Below are 16,973 nucleotides of genomic sequence, written 5' to 3'. Positions count from 1 at the left end.
ATCTCCCGGCCAATTCGGGCTTGGCTCGGCCTTGCTCAAGAACGCAGGGCCGGTGCTGGGCTCTGTTGAGCCGTGCAGCGTAACCACTTCCGCGAGCGTGATAATTTTCTTGGCATCTGGCATGCCAGAGGATAGAAGTGGAGTTCTGATAAGGACGAGATCGAGACGAAGCGATGAGCCACGAGGACGTGCACAAGGTCCGCTCCTTCGAGCATCCCGGTGAGGGACGCCGACGCGCCAAGGCGACCCCCAAGGGGCGGCAGGTCGATCCCACGGCCGCGCACGAGATCGAGCTGTTGCTCGGCGACAGGCCGCGGCGGCGCGATCTGTTGATCGAATATCTGCACCTGATCCAGGACAAGTATCACCAGATCTCGGCGGCGCATCTGGCTGCGCTCGCCGACGAGATGAAGCTCGCCTTCGCCGAGGTGTTCGAGACGGCGACCTTCTACGCGCATTTCGACGTGGTGAAGGAAGGCGAGCCCGACATTCCCCCGCTGACGATCCGCGTCTGCGATTCGCTCACCTGCGCGATGCTTGGCGGCGAGAACCTGCTCGAAGATCTGCAGAGCGCGTCAGGTCCCGGCATCCGCGTCGTGCGCGCGCCGTGCGTCGGCCGCTGCGACACGGCGCCGGCCGCCGAGGTCGGGCACAATTTCGTCGACCACGCGACCGTCGCCGATGTGATGGCGGCGGCAAAGGCCGGCGATACTCATACGCATCTGCCCAAATATACCGAGTACGATGCCTACGTCGCGGGTGGCGGCTACAAGCTGCTCAATCGTCTGCGCTCCGGCGAATTGTCGAAGGACGATCTCCTGAAAGCGCTCGACGACGCTTCGCTGCGCGGCCTTGGCGGCGCCGGCTTCCCCACCGGGCGCAAATGGCGCGCCGTGCTCGGCGAGCCCGGACCGCGGCTGATGGCGATCAACGGCGACGAGGGCGAGCCCGGCACGTTCAAGGACCGCTATTACCTCGAAACCGATCCGCATCGCTTCATCGAGGGTATGTTGATCGGCGCCCACGTGGTGCAGGCGAGCGATGTCTACATCTATCTGCGCGACGAATATCCGGCCTCTCGCGAGATCCTCCAGCGCGAGATCGCCAAGCTTCCGCCGGGCGGCCCGACGCTGCACCTGCGGCGCGGCGCCGGCGCCTACATCTGCGGCGAGGAATCCTCGCTGCTGGAGAGCATCGAAGGCAAGCGCGGCCTGCCCCGGCACAAGCCGCCTTACCCGTTCCAGGTCGGCCTGTTCGGCATGCCGACGTTGATCAACAATATCGAGACGCTGTGGTGGGTGCGCGACATCGTCGAGAAGGGCGCCGATTGGTGGAAGGGCCATGGCCGCCACGAGCGTCACGGCCTGCGCAGCTTCTCGGTCTCGGGCCGCGTCAAGAATCCCGGCATGAAGCTCGCGCCCGCGGGCATCACCGTGCGCGAGCTGATCGAGGAATATTGCGGCGGCATGGCCGACGGCCACCAGTTCTACGCCTATCTGCCGGGCGGTGCGTCCGGCGGCATTTTGCCTGCAGCGATGGACGACATCCCGCTCGATTTCGGCACGCTGGAGAAATACGGCTGCTTCATCGGCTCGGCTGCGATCGTGATCCTGTCGCACAAGGACAGCGTGCGGTCGGCCGCACTGAACCTGATGAAGTTCTTCGAGGACGAGAGCTGCGGCCAGTGCACGCCGTGCCGCGTCGGTACCCAGAAGGCGGCGCTGCTGATGCAAAGGCCGGTCTGGAACCGTGCCTTGCTGGAAGAATTGAGCCAGGCGATGCGCGATGCCTCGATCTGCGGGCTCGGACAGGCGGCATCGAATCCGCTGTCTTCCGTGATCAAATATTTCCCTGACGAGTTCAAGGAAGCCGCCGAATGACCAAGATCACGTTCGAACTCGACGGCAAGCAGGTCGAGGCCAAGCCCGGCGAGACCATCTGGCAGGTCGCAAAGCGCCAGGGCCGCGACATTCCGCACCTCTGCTATTCGCCGGCGCCGGACTATCGCCCCGACGGCAATTGCCGCGCCTGCATGGTCGAGATCGAGGGCGAGCGCGTGCTGGCTGCGTCCTGCAAGCGCACGCCGTCGGTCGGCATGAAGGTGAAGACCGAGAGCGCCCGCGCGACTGCTGCGCAGAAGATGGTGATGGAGCTGCTGGTCGCAGACCAGCCGGCGCGCGAAACCAGCCACGACCCGGAGTCGAAGTTCTGGCACTGGGCCGAGACGACAGGCGTCACCGAGAGCCGCTTTCCCGCCGCCGAGCGCTGGGCCACTGATGCCAGCCATCCGGCGATGCGCGTCAATCTCGATGCCTGCATCCAGTGCGGACTGTGCGTGCGCGCCTGCCGCGAGGTCCAGGTCAACGACGTCATCGGCATGGCCTACCGCAATGCCGGCGCCAAGATCGTGTTCGACTTCGACGACCCCATGGGCGAGTCCACCTGCGTTGCCTGCGGCGAATGCGTGCAGGCCTGCCCGACCGGCGCCTTGATGCCGGCCGTGATGCTCGACGACAAGCAGACGCGCGTCACCTATGCCGACAAGAAGGTCGATTCGCTCTGCCCGTTCTGCGGCGTCGGCTGCCAGGTCACCTATGAGGTCAAGGACGAGAAGGTGATCTATGCGGAAGGCCGCGACGGCCCCGCCAATCACAATCGTCTCTGCGTGAAGGGCCGCTTCGGCTTCGACTACATCCACCATCCGCATCGCCTGACGAAGCCGCTGGTGCGGTTGCCGAACGCGAAGAAGGATGCGAACGATCAGGTCGATCCGGCCAATCCGTTCACGCATTTCCGCGAGGCGAGCTGGGAGGAAGCGCTCGACATCGCCGCCAAGGGCCTCGTCAAGATCCGCGACGAGAAGGGCGTGAAGGCGCTGGCCGGCTTCGGCTCGGCCAAGGGCTCGAACGAAGAGGCCTATCTGTTCCAGAAGCTGGTGCGCACCGGCTTCGGCTCCAACAACGTCGATCACTGCACGCGCCTCTGCCACGCTTCGTCGGTCGCGGCGCTGTTCGAAGGCCTCAGCTCGGGCGCGGTGTCGGCACCGTTCTCTGCCGCCATGGACGCCGAGGTCATCATCGTGATCGGCGCCAATCCGACTGTGAACCATCCGGTTGCGGCGACCTTCATCAAGAACGCGGTCAAGCAGAACGGCGCAAAACTGTTCGTTATGGATCCGCGCCGGCAGTCGCTGTCGCGGCATGCGACCAAGCATCTGCAGTTCAAGCCCGGCTCCGACGTCGCCATGCTGAACGCGATGATCAACACGATCATCACTGAGGGCCTGACCGACGACCAGTACATCGCCGGCTACACCGAGGGTTTCGAGGACCTCAAGGAGAAGATCAAGGAGTTCACGCCGGAGAAGATGGAGCCGATCTGCGGCGTCCCGGCGCAGACCTTGCGCGAGGTGGCGCGCACCTATGCGCGCGCGAAATCGTCGATCATCTTCTGGGGTATGGGCATCAGCCAGCACGTCCACGGCACCGACAATGCGCGCTGCCTGATCGCGCTCGCGCTGATCACCGGCCAGGTCGGCCGTCCCGGCACCGGCCTGCATCCGCTGCGCGGCCAGAACAACGTGCAAGGCGCCTCCGATGCCGGCCTGATCCCGATGTTCCTGCCGGACTACCAGCCGGTCGGCCGCGACGATCTGCGCGGCAGTTTCGAAAAGCTCTGGCAGCAGGATCTCGATCCCGTCCGCGGCCTGACCGTGGTCGAGATCATGAACGCGATCCATGCCGGCGAGATCACGGGCATGTATATCGAGGGCGAGAATCCAGCGATGTCCGATCCCGATCTGCAGCACGCGCGCCACGCGCTGGCGATGCTCGATCATCTCGTGGTGCAGGACCTCTTCGTCACCGAGACTGCGTTCCACGCCGACGTGATCCTGCCGGCCTCGGCCTTCGCCGAGAAGGACGGCTCCTTCACCAACACCGACCGCCGCGTGCAGCTGGCGCGTCAGGTGATCAAGCCGCCCGGCGATGCGCGCCAGGATCTCTGGATCATCCAGGAGATCGGCAAGCGCATGGGCCTGCCGTGGAACTATGCCGGACCCGGCGACGTCTTCACCGAGATGGCAGAGCTGATGCCGTCGCTGAAGAACATCACCTGGGAGCGGCTGGTGCGCGAAGGCGCGGTGACCTATCCGGTCGACGATCCGAACAAGCCCGGCAACGAGATCATCTTCACCACAGGTTTCCCGACTGCGAGCGGCCGCGGCAAGATCGTGCCGGCCAAGGTCATCCCGCCGGACGAGATTCCCGACGACGAATATCCGATGGTGCTCTCGACCGGCCGCGTGCTGGAGCACTGGCACACCGGCTCGATGACGCGCCGCGCCCAGGTGCTCGACCAGATCGAGCCCGAGGCGGTCGCGTTCATGTCGCCAAAGGACATGCGCAAGAAGAAGCTGGTGCCCGGCGATTTCATTCGCCTGGAGACCCGCCGTGGCGCCGTCGAGGTCAAGGTCCGCTCCGACCGCGACGTGCCGGAGAACATGGTGTTCATGCCGTTCTGCTACGCCGAGGCGGCGGCGAACCTGCTCACCAACCCGGCGCTGGACCCGTTCGGCAAGATCCCGGAGTTCAAGTTCTGCGCAGCCCGGGCCGAACGCGCCGTGATGCAGGACGCGGCGGAGTAGGGGAATGCCCCGTCATCGCGCACGAGGCTTGCCACAAAACCGGTGTCATGCCCCGGCCTGACCGGGGCATCCAGTACGCCGCGGCCCATCGATTCAATCGCAAAGTCTCGGAGTACTGGATCGCCCGGTCAAGCCGGGCGATGACAGTGAATGCGTGGTGCCAGCTTTCCCACTCCGCTTCGCTCCTCGCAATGACGGTGCTACATGTGACGCATGTCCAAAGTCACCCCCGCGACACGCGCACTCACGGCCGCCGGTGTTGCCTTCACCGTGCACACCTACGACTATGATCCCGACGCCGAGAGCATCGGGCTGCAGGCGGCGGCCGCGCTCGGCGAGGAGCCGGCGCGCGTCCTGAAGACGCTGATGGCGCTGGTCGACGGCAAGCCGGTGTGCGTGGTCGTGCCGTCCGACCAGGAGGTCTCGATGAAGAAGCTGGCGGCGGCGGCGAGCGGCAAGTCGGCGCAGATGATGAAGCGGCCCGAGGCCGAGCGCGTCACCGGCTACAAGGTCGGCGGCATCAGCCCGTTCGGGCAGCGCAAGCCTGTGCGCACCGTGATCGAGCAGAGCGCGCTTGCGCATGATCTCGTCTATCTCAATGGAGGCCAGCGCGGCTTGCAGGTCCGGCTGAAGCCGGCCGATGCGCGGGACGTCCTGAAGGCCGTGGTGGCGGATGTGCTGGCGTGAGCGCGATGGAGCGGGATCATGAGGCGGCTGCTTCTGGCGGGGTTCTGGGTGCTGCTCGGCATCGCTTTTCCGGCAGAGGCACATGAGGTCAATCTCGTCACCGCGCGCGTGGGGCTGAGCCCTGATCGCTCGGTGAGCGTCGAGCTCGGGTTGAAGGGCAGCGATGTCGATCGCCTGATCGGTACGAAGATCTATGATCCGAGACGGGACGCGGTCGATCCTGTCGCGGTCGAAGCGGCCAAGCCCGCGATCCTTGCCTATATGGGCACGCACCTGGCTGTCACAGGTGGTGCCAAGGCCTGTGTTGCCGGAGATGCCGCGATCTTGGCCGACGGAGACGGCGTCGTCTATCGCAACAGCTTTGCCTGCGCCGACGCCGCCGGCGATCTCATCTATCGTTCCACCGTGCTGACCGAGAAGGACAAGGCTGCTCGACAAGTCGTGCTGATTGCGCAGGGGCGGTCGGAAACGCAGGCCTTGCTCGACGCCGGCAACACGACGGTCACGCTTTCAACCGCGCCGCCGTCGCTGTGGTCGACGATGCAGCGCTATGTCATCACCGGCATCGAGCACATCTTCCTCGGTTACGATCACATCGCATTCCTGATCGCGGTGGTGCTGTGGGCGCGACGGCTCATGCCCGTCGTCAAAATCGTGACGGCCTTCACCATTGCCCATTCAATCACCTTGTCGCTGGCCGCGCTCGATGTTCTCGTGATTCCGAGCAGCATCGTGGAGCCTGCAATTGCGGCCTCGATCGTCTTCGTGGCTGTGGAGAACTTCTTCTCGCGCGACGTCGACAGGCGCTGGCGCGTGGCTTTTCTGTTCGGCTTGATCCACGGCTTCGGCTTCGCGGGGGTGCTGCGTGACATCGGGTTACCGCCAAACACAGCCGTGCCGGCGCTTGCCGCTTTCAACATCGGCGTCGAGATCGGGCAGGTCGCGATCGTTGCGGTCGCGTTGCCGACCCTCCGTCTCGCCGATCGATGGAGCGGAGGGGACCGGTCCGAACCGGTGAGGGCGGCGGGGCTGGTTTACACGTTCTCTGCCATGATCGGCCTGCTCGGCGGCTATTGGCTGGTCGCGCGCGTCTTCGAAGCTTGAAATCAAGCGGTCTCTCTCGCGCGGTCGGCCTGCTTCCGCCACGGCGCGCGGCCCCACGGCTCCTGCGCACTTGAGTTCGCTCACAAGCCCTGTATAGAAACTGGAATAGAAATAGAATATCGTTCTGTACAATAGAACGAACGCAATTGAGGGACGAGACAATGGAATTCGAACGCGTCCGGCAGGACGACGGCTCACCGGTGCCATTCACGCCCGATGCCGTCATCGAAGCCTTCAAGGCGATTCCCGATTTGCTGATCCGCGACGAGGCCCTCACTGCCCGTGGTCGCTGGCTCGATGTGGATTGCCTGCTCGGGCCGAGCACGCAGCCATTCCACCTCGCCATTCGGGCCGGTCGGATCGTCGACATGGCGCCGGCGCCAGTGCTGATGCGTTCCTGGCGCTTCTCCTATCGCGCGACGCCCGCCGCGTTCGCCGCATATTGGCAACGAATGCCGCCGGCGGGATGGCACGATCTGCTGGCGTTGACCAAGCGCGGGCAGGCGACGCTCGAAGGCGATCTGCATCCGTTCATGGCGTACCTTCAGTATTTCAAGGATCTTCTGGCGCTACCGCGGCGCAGCGGGTTCGGAGGCGCGTCATGAACGGCTTCATCGAGCCGATTGTCGGGCGCTACGTGCACGTCGAGATCGATGGCGAGGTCAACAGGATCTATTTCGAGGAGAACGGCAGCGGCATTCCCCTGGTTTGCCTCCACACCGCCGGCTCCGACGCGCGGCAGTGGCGTCATCTGCTCGTGGACGACGAGTTCACGAGGCATTTCCGAGTCATCACGTTCGACATGCCCTGGCATGGTAAGTCCAATCCCCCGGACAGCCGATATGGCAGCGAATACCGGCTGACCACCGCGAGCTACACGGCGACGATCCGCGCCTTCTGCAGCGCGCTTGGGCTGGAGCGGCCGGTGGTGATGGGTTGCTCGATCGGTGGCCGCATCGTGCTCAATCTCGCCATTGCGCATGCTCACGAGTTTCGCGCTCTGATCGGCCTTGAGGCCGCCGACTTCCAGCAGCCCTGGTACGAAACGACCTGGCTGAACCGGCCCGATGTTCATGGCGGCGAGGTCTGCGCCGCGCTGGTATCGGGATTGATCGCGCCTGGCGGTCCTGAGGGTGCGCGCAACGAGACACTGTGGGGCTACAAGCAGGGCGGACCCGGCATCTTCAAGGGCGATCTTTATTTCTATCGCGTCGATGGCGATCTGCGTGGTCGCACCGGCAACATCGACGTCAACCAGTGCCCGCTCTATCTGCTGACCGGCGAGTACGATTTCTCCTGCACGCCGGAGGACACGCTGCGGACCGCCGCCGGGATTCCCGGTGCGAAGGCCACCGTCATGGAGCGGCTTGGCCATTTTCCGATGAGTGAAAACCCAGGCCAGTTCCGCCGCTACATCGCGCCGGTGCTGCAAAACATCCTCGATAAGCAAAAGTCGTAAACGGGAGGCATATGTTATGAAGTTGCGTTGGATGATTGCGGTCGCTCTGGCCGCGCAGACGAGTGCCGCGGTCGCGGCCGACGATGTCATCAGGATCGGCGTTCTCAACGACCAGTCCGGTGTGTTCGCCGACAATGGAGGGCGGGGCTCGGTCGCCGCCGCAAGGCTCGCCGCGGAGGATTTCGGCAACGAACTCCTCGGCAAGAAGATCGAGATCATTTCGGCCGACCATCAGAACAAGCCGGACATCGCATCGGCAACTGCGCGCAAATGGTTCGACAATGAGGGCGTCGACATGATCGCGGACGGCGCAGCCTCCTCGGCCGGCTTTGCCATCCTGGAAGTCGCCAAGCAGAAGAACAAGATCTTCGTCATCTCGGGTCCGGGCTCGTCCGATTTCACGGGAAAGTCCTGCTCGCCGATCAGCTTCCACTTCAACTACGACACCTACGCGCTGTCGAAGCTGACCAGCGACGCGATCACGCGGGCTGGCGGCAAGACCTGGTACTTCGTGACAGCCGACTACGCCTTCGGTCACGCGCTTCAGCGCGATGCCACGAAGTTCATCGACGTCGCCGGCGGCAAAGTGATCGGCTCGGCCGCGCATCCGCTCGGCACTGCGGATTTTGCGTCCTTTCTGCTGCAGGCGCAGGGATCCAAGGCCGACGTCGTTGGCCTCGCGACGTCGGGCGCGGACGTGCAGACCGCGATCAAGCAGGCTGGTGAGTTCGGCATCGTCGAGGGCGGCCAGAAGCTCGCCGGCCTCCTGGTCTTCATCACGGATGTGAACTCGCTTGGCCTGAAGGTCACGCAGGGTTTGCAGGTGACGACCTCGTTCTACTGGGACCTCAACGAGCAGACCCGGGCCTGGTCGAAGCGTTACTCGACGCTGATGGACGGCAAGGTCGCGAGCATGGTGCAGGCAGGCGTCTACAGCGGCGTCCGACATTACCTCGCCGCCGTCAAGGCAGCGGGCACCACCGATGCAACGGTCGTTGCCGCCAAGATGCACGAGCTGAAGGTCAACGACATGTACAACAAGGACGTTGCGGTCCGCCCCGACGGGCGCGTGCTGCACACGATGTATCTCGTGCAAGTGAAGAAGCCGGAGGAGTCCAAGTACAAGTTCGACTATTACCGGATCGTCGGCTCCAAGCCGGGCGACGAGGTATTCCGGCCGTTGAGCGAAGGCGGCTGCCCGCTGGTAAAGTAACTGCGCCGGCCGGGCGGGACCGGCGTCCGCCCGGCCACACGACTTCGAGGGAGAGTTAAGGAATGTCTGGTTCGATTGGGTTCATCGGTCTTGGCGTCATGGGCGAGCCGATCTGCCGCAACCTGTTGCGCAAGAGCGGCCGGCCGGTGCTTGCCTTCGACCTTGCTGCGGAGCCGTTGGCTCGGGTCGCAGCTGACGGAGCGACGGCGACGACGTCGATCGGGGATGTCGTCGCCGGCGCACAGACGGTCTTCCTGTGCCTGCCCAGCGCCAAGCACGTCATGTCGGTCTTCGAGAGCATCCTGCCGGCGGTCAAGCGCGACCAGACTGTGATCGATCTCGGCACGTCCGACGTCGGCCTGACCCGTTCATTCGCGAAGCAGCTCGCGGAGAAGGGCGCGCTCTGGATCGATGCGCCGATCGCGCGCACCCGCCAGGCAGCCCAGGACGGCACGCTCAGCGTTATGGTCGGCGCGACAGCCGAGCAGTTCGCCGCGGTCGAGCCGCTGATCCGGCATTTTGCGACCGACGTCACTCTCTGTGGCGGAACCGGCGCAGGCCAAGTGACGAAGATCCTCAACAACATGGTGCTGTTCGAGACGGTGAATGCGCTGGCGGAGGCCGTCGCGCTTGCCAAGCACAGCGGCGTCGAGCCGAAGCTGCTGCTGGAGACGTTGTCCAAGGGGTCGGCGGACAGTTTTGCCCTGCGCAATCACGGCATGAAGGCGATCGTCGCCGGGGAGTTTCCGCTGCGGGCGTTCTCCACTGAATATGCAATCAAGGACCTCTCCTATGCGCTGGAGCTCGGCGCGCAGGCTGGGCTCAACCTGCGCGGTGCCGCGCTTATGCGCACCATCTTCCAGGAGACGATCGACAAGGGGATGGGGGATGCTTACTTTCCCGTCATCGCTAAGCTCATCGATCCCTCCGGATTCCCCCAATAGGAAACGCCATGCCTTCGCCCGGTGTCGCCGCCGTCGACCGCGCTCTGACGATCCTTGCCGCGTTCGAGGATGCCCCGGAGCCGATGACGCTGGCGGAGCTTGCCAAGCGCACCAAGATGTACAAAAGCACGCTGTTGCGGCTGATGGCCTCGCTTCAGGAATTCGGCTACCTCGTGCAACTCGCCGACGGCCGCTACCATCTCGGGCCGACGCCGTTCCGGCTGGGTGCGGTGTACCAGCGCAACAACAATCTGCATGATCGGGTGATGCCGCTGCTGCGCCAGCTCGTGGCCGACGGCACCGAAAGTCCGTCGTACCACGTGCGGCATGATGCCAAGCGCCGGCTCTGCGTGTTCCGCGTCGATTCCCAACACTCGACGCTCGACCGCGTCGAGGCCGGCATGCTGCTGCCGCTGGAGCGCGGGGCGGCGGGCCGGGTTATTCTCGCCTTCGACGGTGAGAAAGGCGCGACCTATGACGCGATTCGCGAGGGCTGCATCGCAGTGTCGTTCGGGGAGCGCGATCCGGATTGTGCCGGGCTGGCCTGCCCCGTGTTCGGGTCCGGCGGCAAGTGCGTCGGCGCCTTGTCGCTCTCGGGGCCGAAGCCGCGCTTCACGAGAGACAATATCAAGACGATGGCGTCGCTGTTGCTGAAGGCAGCCATCCGCCTGACGCGCACGCTGGGCGGTCCGACCGAGATCCTCGACAATGCCTTATCGGCTTTGGCTGAAGACGCGCGTCCAGCGCGCAGGGCGAGGCGCTAGTTGTCGACAAAATGCGCAACGCTGGAAGGTCGAGCATGCCACTGACGGACAGAATTTCTCCAATCTCGCGTGCCGTCGGGCGGACGGTATGAGCAGCAAATACGACGTGCTGGTGATCGGCGGCGGCAACGCCGCCCTGTGCGCTGCGATCAGCGCGCGGCGCGGCGGCGCCTCGGTGCTCGTGCTCGAAGGCGCGCCGAAATTCTATCGCGGCGGCAACACCCGCCACACCCGCAACATGCGCTGCGCCCATGACGCGGCGACCGAAATCCTGACCGGCCCCTACACCGAGGAGGAATTCTGGGAGGATCTGCTGCGCGTCACCGGCGGGCAGACCGACGAGGTGCTCGCCCGACATATGATCCGCGAATCCAAGGACATCCTGAACTGGATCGTGGAGCAGGGCGTGCGCTGGCAGCCCTCGCTCGGCGGCACGCTGAGCCTCGGCCGCACCAACTCCTTCTTCCTGGGCGGCGGGCGGGCGATGCTGAACGCGCTTTATCTCACCGCGGAGCGGCTCGGTGTCGACGTCGAATACGACGCCGAAGTCGTCGATCTCGTGATCGAGGACGGCATGTTCCTCGCCGCGCGCCTCCAGCGGCCGATCAAGGGCGAGACCGAGATCCGCGCGACATCACTGGTCGCCGCCGCCGGCGGGTTCGAGGCCAACATCGAATGGCTCAAGCAATATTGGGGCGAGGCCGCCGACAACTTCCTGATCCGCGGCACGCCCTATAACCGCGGCTCGATCCTGAAGATGCTGCTCGACAAGGGCGTGCAGGAGGTCGGCGATCCCACGCAGTGTCATGCGGTCGCGATCGATGCCCGTGCGCCGAAATTCGACGGCGGCATCATCACGCGGCACGACTCCGTGGTGTTCGGCATCGTCGTCAACAAGCATGCCCAGCGCTTCTACGACGAGGGCGAGGACCTCTGGCCGAAGCGGTACGCGATCTGGGGCCGGCTGGTCGCGGCGCAGCCCGACCAGATCGCCTACATCATCTTCGACTCCACCGTGGTCACCAGCTTCATGCCGACGTTGTTTCCGCCGATCGCCGGGCAGACGATCGCGGAGCTCGCCGGCAAGCTCGCGCTCGATCCGGCCGCGCTGGAACAGACCATCACCGAGTTCAACGCCGCGGTGCGGCCCGGGACCTTCGACCACACCATTCTGGATGATTGCGTGACGGAGGGCATCACGCCGCCCAAGACGCATTGGGCGCGCCGGATCGAGACGCCGCCTTTTCTCGCCTATCCGGTGCGGCCCGGCATCACCTTCACCTACCTCGGCACGCGCGTGAACAAGGAGGCGCGAATGCTGATGAAGGACGGCAAGCCGTCCGCCAACATGTTCGCGGCCGGCGAGATCATGGCCGGCAATGTGCTCGGCAAGGGCTATGCGGCCGGCATGGGCATGACGATCGGCAGCGTGTTCGGGCGGATCGCAGGACGGGAAGCGGCGAAACATGCACGGAACTAGGATTCTCGACGAAGCCGACCGTTTGATGACGGTCTGCAATTCCTGCCGCTATTGCGAGGGCCTGTGCGCGGTGTTTCCGGCCATGGAGATGCGGCGCGCCTTCTCCGACGGCGATCTCAACTATCTCGCCAATCTCTGCCATTCCTGCGGCGCCTGCTACGTCGACTGCCAGTTCTCGCCGCCGCACGAATTCAACGTCAACGTCCCGAAGACGTTGGCGGTTGCGCGCGCGGAGTCCTATGCGGCCTATGCCTGGCCGCGGCCGCTCTCCGGCGCCTTCGCGCGCAACGGCCTCGTCATCAGCATCACCGCCGCGCTCAGCATGGCGGCATTCATTTTCGGCTTCGTCGCCCTGAACGACCGCAGCGTGCTGTTCGGCGTGCACACCGGCCCCGGCGCCTTCTACAAGCTGATGCCGCACAACGCGATGGTCGCGCTGTTTGGCGCCGCATTCCTCTACGCGATCCTCGCACTCGTCATGAGCGTGCGTGCCTTCTGGCGCGACATCGGCACGCCGATCGGCGACCGCGCCGACGGCGGCTCGATCTTTCAGGCGATCCGCGACGCCGGCGAGCTGCGCTATCTCCATGGCGGCGGCGTCGGCTGCTACAACGAGGATGATAAGCCGACCGACCGGCGCAAGCTATATCACCACCTGACCTTCTACGGCTTCCTCCTATGCTTTGCAGCGACCTCGGTCGCGACGCTCTATCATTATCTGCTCGGCCGCGAGGCGCCGTATCCGTGGTGGGACCTGCCCGTGGTGCTCGGCACGCTCGGCGGCGTCGGCCTGATCGTCGGGCCCATCGGCCTGTTCGCGGCCAAGATGCGGCGCGATCCCGCGCTGCTCGACGAATACAGCTACGGCATGGACGTCGGTTTCATCGCCATGCTGTTCCTGACCGGTCTCACCGGAATGCTGCTGCTGGTGCTGCGCGAGACTGCCGCGATGGGACCGCTGCTCGCGCTGCATCTCGGCGCGGTGTTCGCGTTGTTCATCACGATGCCCTACGGCAAGTTCGTGCACGGCCTTTATCGCTTCGCCGCGCTGGTGCGCTATGCGCAGGAGCGGCGGACGGCGGCGTAACCCGCGCCGCCCGTCTCGCAACCTCTTACGCCACCTCGCGCTCGGGCGGGGATCCCTGCTCGCGGGCCATCGTCGTGGCCGTGACATAGTCGGTCTTGCCGGTGCCGAGCAGCGGCACCTTGTCGACCACCATGATCGCAGCGGGCACGGTCAGCTCGGAGGCGCCGATCGCCTTGGCCTGGGCCTGCATCGCGCTGCGCTCGGCGTTCTTCTCGGTCGTCAGCAGCACGATGCGCTCGCCCTTGCGCTGGTCGGGGATCGACACGGCGATCGATGCGGCCTGCGGCCACAACGCCGTCGCGATGGCTTCGACCGCCGACAGCGAGACCATTTCGCCCGCGATCTTGGCAAAGCGCTTGGCGCGGCCCTTGATGGTGATGAAGCCGGCCGGGTCGATCGAAACGATGTCGCCGGTGTCGTGCCAGCCGTCGGGGAGCTTTTCGAGCACGCCGGGATTTTCGGCCCTGAGGTAGCCGAGCATCACGTTCGGGCCGCGCACCGAGAGGCGTCCGCCTTCCTCGATGCCGGGGACCGGATCGAGACGGCTTTCCATCAGCGGCGAGAGACGGCCGACGGTGCCGGGGCGGTTGGCCATCGGCGTGTTCATCGCCAGCACCGGCGCCGTCTCGGTGACGCCGTAGCCTTCGAGGATGCGAATGCCGTAGCGCTCCATGAAGACCTGCCGCGTGCGGTCCTTGACCGCCTCGGCGCCGGCGATGACGAGGCGCAGGGTGCGGAAGTCGTAAGCGTGCGCCGAGCGCGCATAGCCGGTCAGGAACGTATCCGTGCCGAACAGGATCGTAGCGCCGGTCTGGTAGATCAGCTCGGGCACGATCCGGTAGTGCAGCGGCGAGGGATACATGTAGATCGGAATGCCCGCCAGCATCGGCATCATCATTCCGCCCGTGAGTCCAAACGAGTGGAACACCGGCAACACGTTGAACACCTTGTCGTTGGCATTGGCATCGACCCGCGCCAGCGCCTGCGCCGCGTTGGCGAGGATGTTGCGGTGGGACAGCACCACGCCCTTGGGCGTACCTTCCGAGCCCGACGTGAACAGCACGACGGCGGGATCGTTGGCCTGGCGGGGCACGCGCGGCGTCGTGCCCGCGAGCAGGCCCTTGATCTTGTCGGCGAGGCTGATCGAGGCGCGGACGTCCTCGAGATAGACGACGCGTGCCTCCGCGGAGATCGCAGTCATCAGCTTGTCGAGCTTGCCTTTCTCGATGAAGGCCTTCGACGTCAGCACGGTCTTGACCTGCGCGGCCTTCATGGCGGCGAGCACGTTGACCGGACCGGCCGAGAAATTGAGCATCGCCGGCACCCGGCCGCTGTTCTGCAGCGCCATGAAGACGACGGCGACGCCCGCGGAGTTCGGCAGCAGCACGCCGACATTCTCGCCGGTTGCGGTGCCGTTCTCGAGCTTGCGGCTCAGGACCTGCGCGCCGAGGATCAGCTTGCGATAAGTCAGCTTGGTGCCGAGCGCGTCCTCGATGATGACCTTGCCGGTGTCGCGGTCGCGATAGGCGTGTCCGAGGGCTTCGAACAGCGTGTGATCGAGCATGGCGTTCTTGACGAGGGCGTCGATCATGACGTCCTGCAGCGCGGCGCCGGCGGCGTTGCGGCGGGCCTTGCCCTTCAGCGTTTCGTCGACCGGAAGCTTGACCGGCGGTAGGATCGTCACCGTCACGCGCGGAAACCAGGACCGCTTGATCTGGCTGGAGTTGAGATAGCTGAGATAGGAGCGTTGCGCGCCTTCGATCCGGACCGGCACGACCACGGCGTCGGCCTTGTCCGCGATCATCGCGGTGCCGTCATACACCTTCATCAGCGATCCCGAGACGGTGATCCGTCCCTCCGGGAAGATCACGACTGGCTCGCCAGCGGCGACGAGCTTGATCAGGTCGCGCGCGGCCAGCGGCTTGCTCGGGTCCATCGTGTAGTGCTTGACGGCGCGCAGGAACGGCTTGGCCCACCAGGCCTTGGCGATGCCGGTGTCGACCGCAAAGCTCGCGTCGATCGGCAGCACGGCGTGCAGCAGCGGGCCGTCGATCAGGCTGACATGGTTCGGCGCGATCAGCATGCGCGTGCCGGGAGGCGGCAGGTTTTCGAGGCCGCGCACCTCGGTACGGAACAGGGCGCGGAACAGAAGCCCGCCGGCATCGCGCACGCCTTCCTTGCCCCACTTGGTCAGCACGAACCACACCGCGCCGAAGCTGGCGACGCCGAGGCCGAAGAAGATCCAACCGATATGCAGACCTGCCGCCTGCAATAGCGCGACGAACAGCGAGCCGACCACCATGAAGGCAGCCTGCAGCACGTTGCCGGCGGCGATGATGCGGGCGCGTTCGGAAGGTTGCGACCAGGCCTGGACCGCGGCAAAGGACGGCACGACGAACAGGCCGCCGCCGAAGGCGAAGGCGACGAAGTCGGCCAGCATGCGCAGGCCACCGAACGAAGTCGCGAAGCCGAGCGCGGTGATCTCGTGCCCCTTTGCGGTGACGCCGATGGCCCAGGCGAGATCGAGGCCGGCAAAGCCCATGATGATGGCGCCGATCGGCACCAGCGCGAGGTTCGGGCGAACGTGGCTGAGGCTGGCGGCAAACAGCGAGCCGATCGCGATGCCGATCGCGAAGATGGCAAGGCACAGCGTCACGACGCCCTCGGTGCCGCCGACGACGTCCTTGATCAGCGCCGGCAGCAGCGACAGCACGATGGCGCCGACCAGCCAGAACCAGGAGACGATCACGGTGCCGTCCCAGAGGCGATGGTCGGCACGAAGCGTCCTGAGCAGGCTCACCGTCGAGGTCCAGGGATTGGCGTCGACGGGCAGCTCAGGCGCGGAGGGCGTCGTCTGCGGAATGCGGGACGCGAACGCCCAGGACAACACGGCCAGCACGACCACGGCGGATGCGACCCAGCCCATATGCGCGGAGCCGGCGACGAACTGGCCGCCGGCGACGGTGCCGAGCAGGATCGCCATGAAGGTCGCGCCTTCGACCAGCGCGTTGCCGGTCGCGAGTTCGCCGAGCTCGAGCTGGTCCGGCAGCATCGCGTATTTCACCGGGCCGAACAGCGCGGCGATGGTGCCGAACAGCGCGAGCGCTGCGAACAAGAGCGGCACCGAATGCAGGAAGAAGCCGGCAGCGGCGAAGCAGGCTGCAAAGATCTCGACGAATTTGAGCCGCCTTGCGACGACGGATTTGACGTATTTGTCGGCGAGCTGGCCGCCGAGCCCGGACAGGATGAAGTAGGGGAAGATGAAGACGGCGCCTGCCACCGTCACCAGCGCATCGCCGTGGCTCGTTGCCGCGCTGTAGAGCAGGATGATGACGAGCGCATTCTTGAGCACGTTGTCATTGAGCGCCGAGAAGAATTGCGCCCAGAACAGCGGCGCAAAGCGGCGTGACGACATCAATTCCCTGATCATGACTGGTCCTGTTTTGGCAAGGCAGACTGAGGTTGTTACGTTGTCTGTGAAACGTCACGACCGGAAGCATAGGGCGAACGATTGCGCGGCAACGAAGTTGCTGGCCTGCTCTGTCCCCTCGGTTCCTCCGATCCTGTTGGTCTCCAATCGGCATCGTTAG

Annotated in this window: 12 protein-coding genes; 11 read left to right on the top strand and 1 reads right to left on the bottom strand. The window is 65.2% G+C overall.

Annotation, left to right across the window (positions count from 1 at the left end; translation table 11 throughout):
- The first annotated feature begins 173 nt into the window (after positions 1–173).
- The 11 genes from I6F20_RS25045 to tcuB all read left to right on the top strand — a co-directional run bounded on the left by I6F20_RS25045 (position 174) and on the right by tcuB (position 13,383).
- The gene (locus tag I6F20_RS25045) at positions 174–1,880 is read left to right on the top strand and encodes an NADH-ubiquinone oxidoreductase-F iron-sulfur binding region domain-containing protein (protein WP_225128254.1); all 1,707 of its coding nucleotides are present in this window, start codon (positions 174–176) and stop codon (positions 1,878–1,880) included.
- Positions 1,877–4,645: a formate dehydrogenase subunit alpha gene (gene fdhF / locus I6F20_RS25040; protein WP_225128252.1), complete on the top strand. Its 2,769-nt coding sequence runs from the start codon at positions 1,877–1,879 to the stop codon at positions 4,643–4,645. Before I6F20_RS25045 ends, fdhF begins: the two co-directional genes overlap by 4 nt.
- A gap of 213 nt (positions 4,646–4,858) precedes the next feature.
- Positions 4,859–5,332 (top strand): Cys-tRNA(Pro) deacylase, encoded by a 474-nt coding sequence (ybaK, locus tag I6F20_RS25035; RefSeq protein WP_225128250.1) that lies wholly within the window; start codon positions 4,859–4,861, stop codon positions 5,330–5,332.
- A gap of 18 nt (positions 5,333–5,350) precedes the next feature.
- Positions 5,351–6,436 (top strand): HupE/UreJ family protein, encoded by a 1,086-nt coding sequence (locus I6F20_RS25030; RefSeq protein WP_036011399.1) that lies wholly within the window; start codon positions 5,351–5,353, stop codon positions 6,434–6,436.
- A 161-nt stretch (positions 6,437–6,597) separates the two neighbouring features.
- The gene (locus I6F20_RS25025) at positions 6,598–7,041 is read left to right on the top strand and encodes a hypothetical protein (RefSeq protein ID WP_036011397.1); all 444 of its coding nucleotides are present in this window, start codon (positions 6,598–6,600) and stop codon (positions 7,039–7,041) included.
- Positions 7,038–7,895, top strand: a complete 858-nt coding sequence (locus I6F20_RS25020; protein WP_109145110.1) for an alpha/beta fold hydrolase — start codon at positions 7,038–7,040, stop codon at positions 7,893–7,895. The genes I6F20_RS25025 and I6F20_RS25020 overlap by 4 nt, the downstream gene beginning before the upstream one ends.
- A gap of 16 nt (positions 7,896–7,911) precedes the next feature.
- A complete protein-coding gene (locus I6F20_RS25015; RefSeq protein WP_051057080.1) occupies positions 7,912–9,108 on the top strand; it encodes an ABC transporter substrate-binding protein in 1,197 nt (398 codons plus the stop codon).
- 62 nt (positions 9,109–9,170) lie between these two features.
- Positions 9,171–10,052, top strand: a complete 882-nt coding sequence (locus I6F20_RS25010) for an NAD(P)-dependent oxidoreductase (RefSeq protein WP_225128249.1) — start codon at positions 9,171–9,173, stop codon at positions 10,050–10,052.
- Positions 10,053–10,060: 8 nt separating this feature from the next.
- Positions 10,061–10,816 (top strand): IclR family transcriptional regulator, encoded by a 756-nt coding sequence (locus I6F20_RS25005; RefSeq protein WP_036011383.1) that lies wholly within the window; start codon positions 10,061–10,063, stop codon positions 10,814–10,816.
- Between the two features lie 88 nt (positions 10,817–10,904).
- Complete coding sequence (tcuA, locus tag I6F20_RS25000; RefSeq protein WP_225128248.1) at positions 10,905–12,296, top strand: FAD-dependent tricarballylate dehydrogenase TcuA; 1,392 nt, start codon at positions 10,905–10,907, stop codon at positions 12,294–12,296.
- Positions 12,283–13,383: a tricarballylate utilization 4Fe-4S protein TcuB gene (tcuB, locus tag I6F20_RS24995; protein ID WP_225128247.1), complete on the top strand. Its 1,101-nt coding sequence runs from the start codon at positions 12,283–12,285 to the stop codon at positions 13,381–13,383. The genes tcuA and tcuB overlap by 14 nt, the downstream gene beginning before the upstream one ends.
- Before the next feature lie 25 nt (positions 13,384–13,408).
- On the opposite strand, the gene I6F20_RS24990 is transcribed toward tcuB, so the two are convergent.
- A complete protein-coding gene (locus I6F20_RS24990) occupies positions 13,409–16,813 on the bottom strand; it encodes an acyl-[ACP]--phospholipid O-acyltransferase (RefSeq protein ID WP_225128246.1) in 3,405 nt (1,134 codons plus the stop codon).
- Positions 16,814–16,973 lie beyond the last annotated feature (160 nt).

Source organism: Bradyrhizobium sp. IC3123, from assembly GCF_020193625.1.
Taxonomy (GTDB): domain Bacteria; phylum Pseudomonadota; class Alphaproteobacteria; order Rhizobiales; family Xanthobacteraceae; genus Bradyrhizobium; species Bradyrhizobium yuanmingense.
The sequence above is the reverse complement of the archived record's forward strand: the minus strand, read 5'-3'. Positions and strand labels throughout refer to the sequence as shown.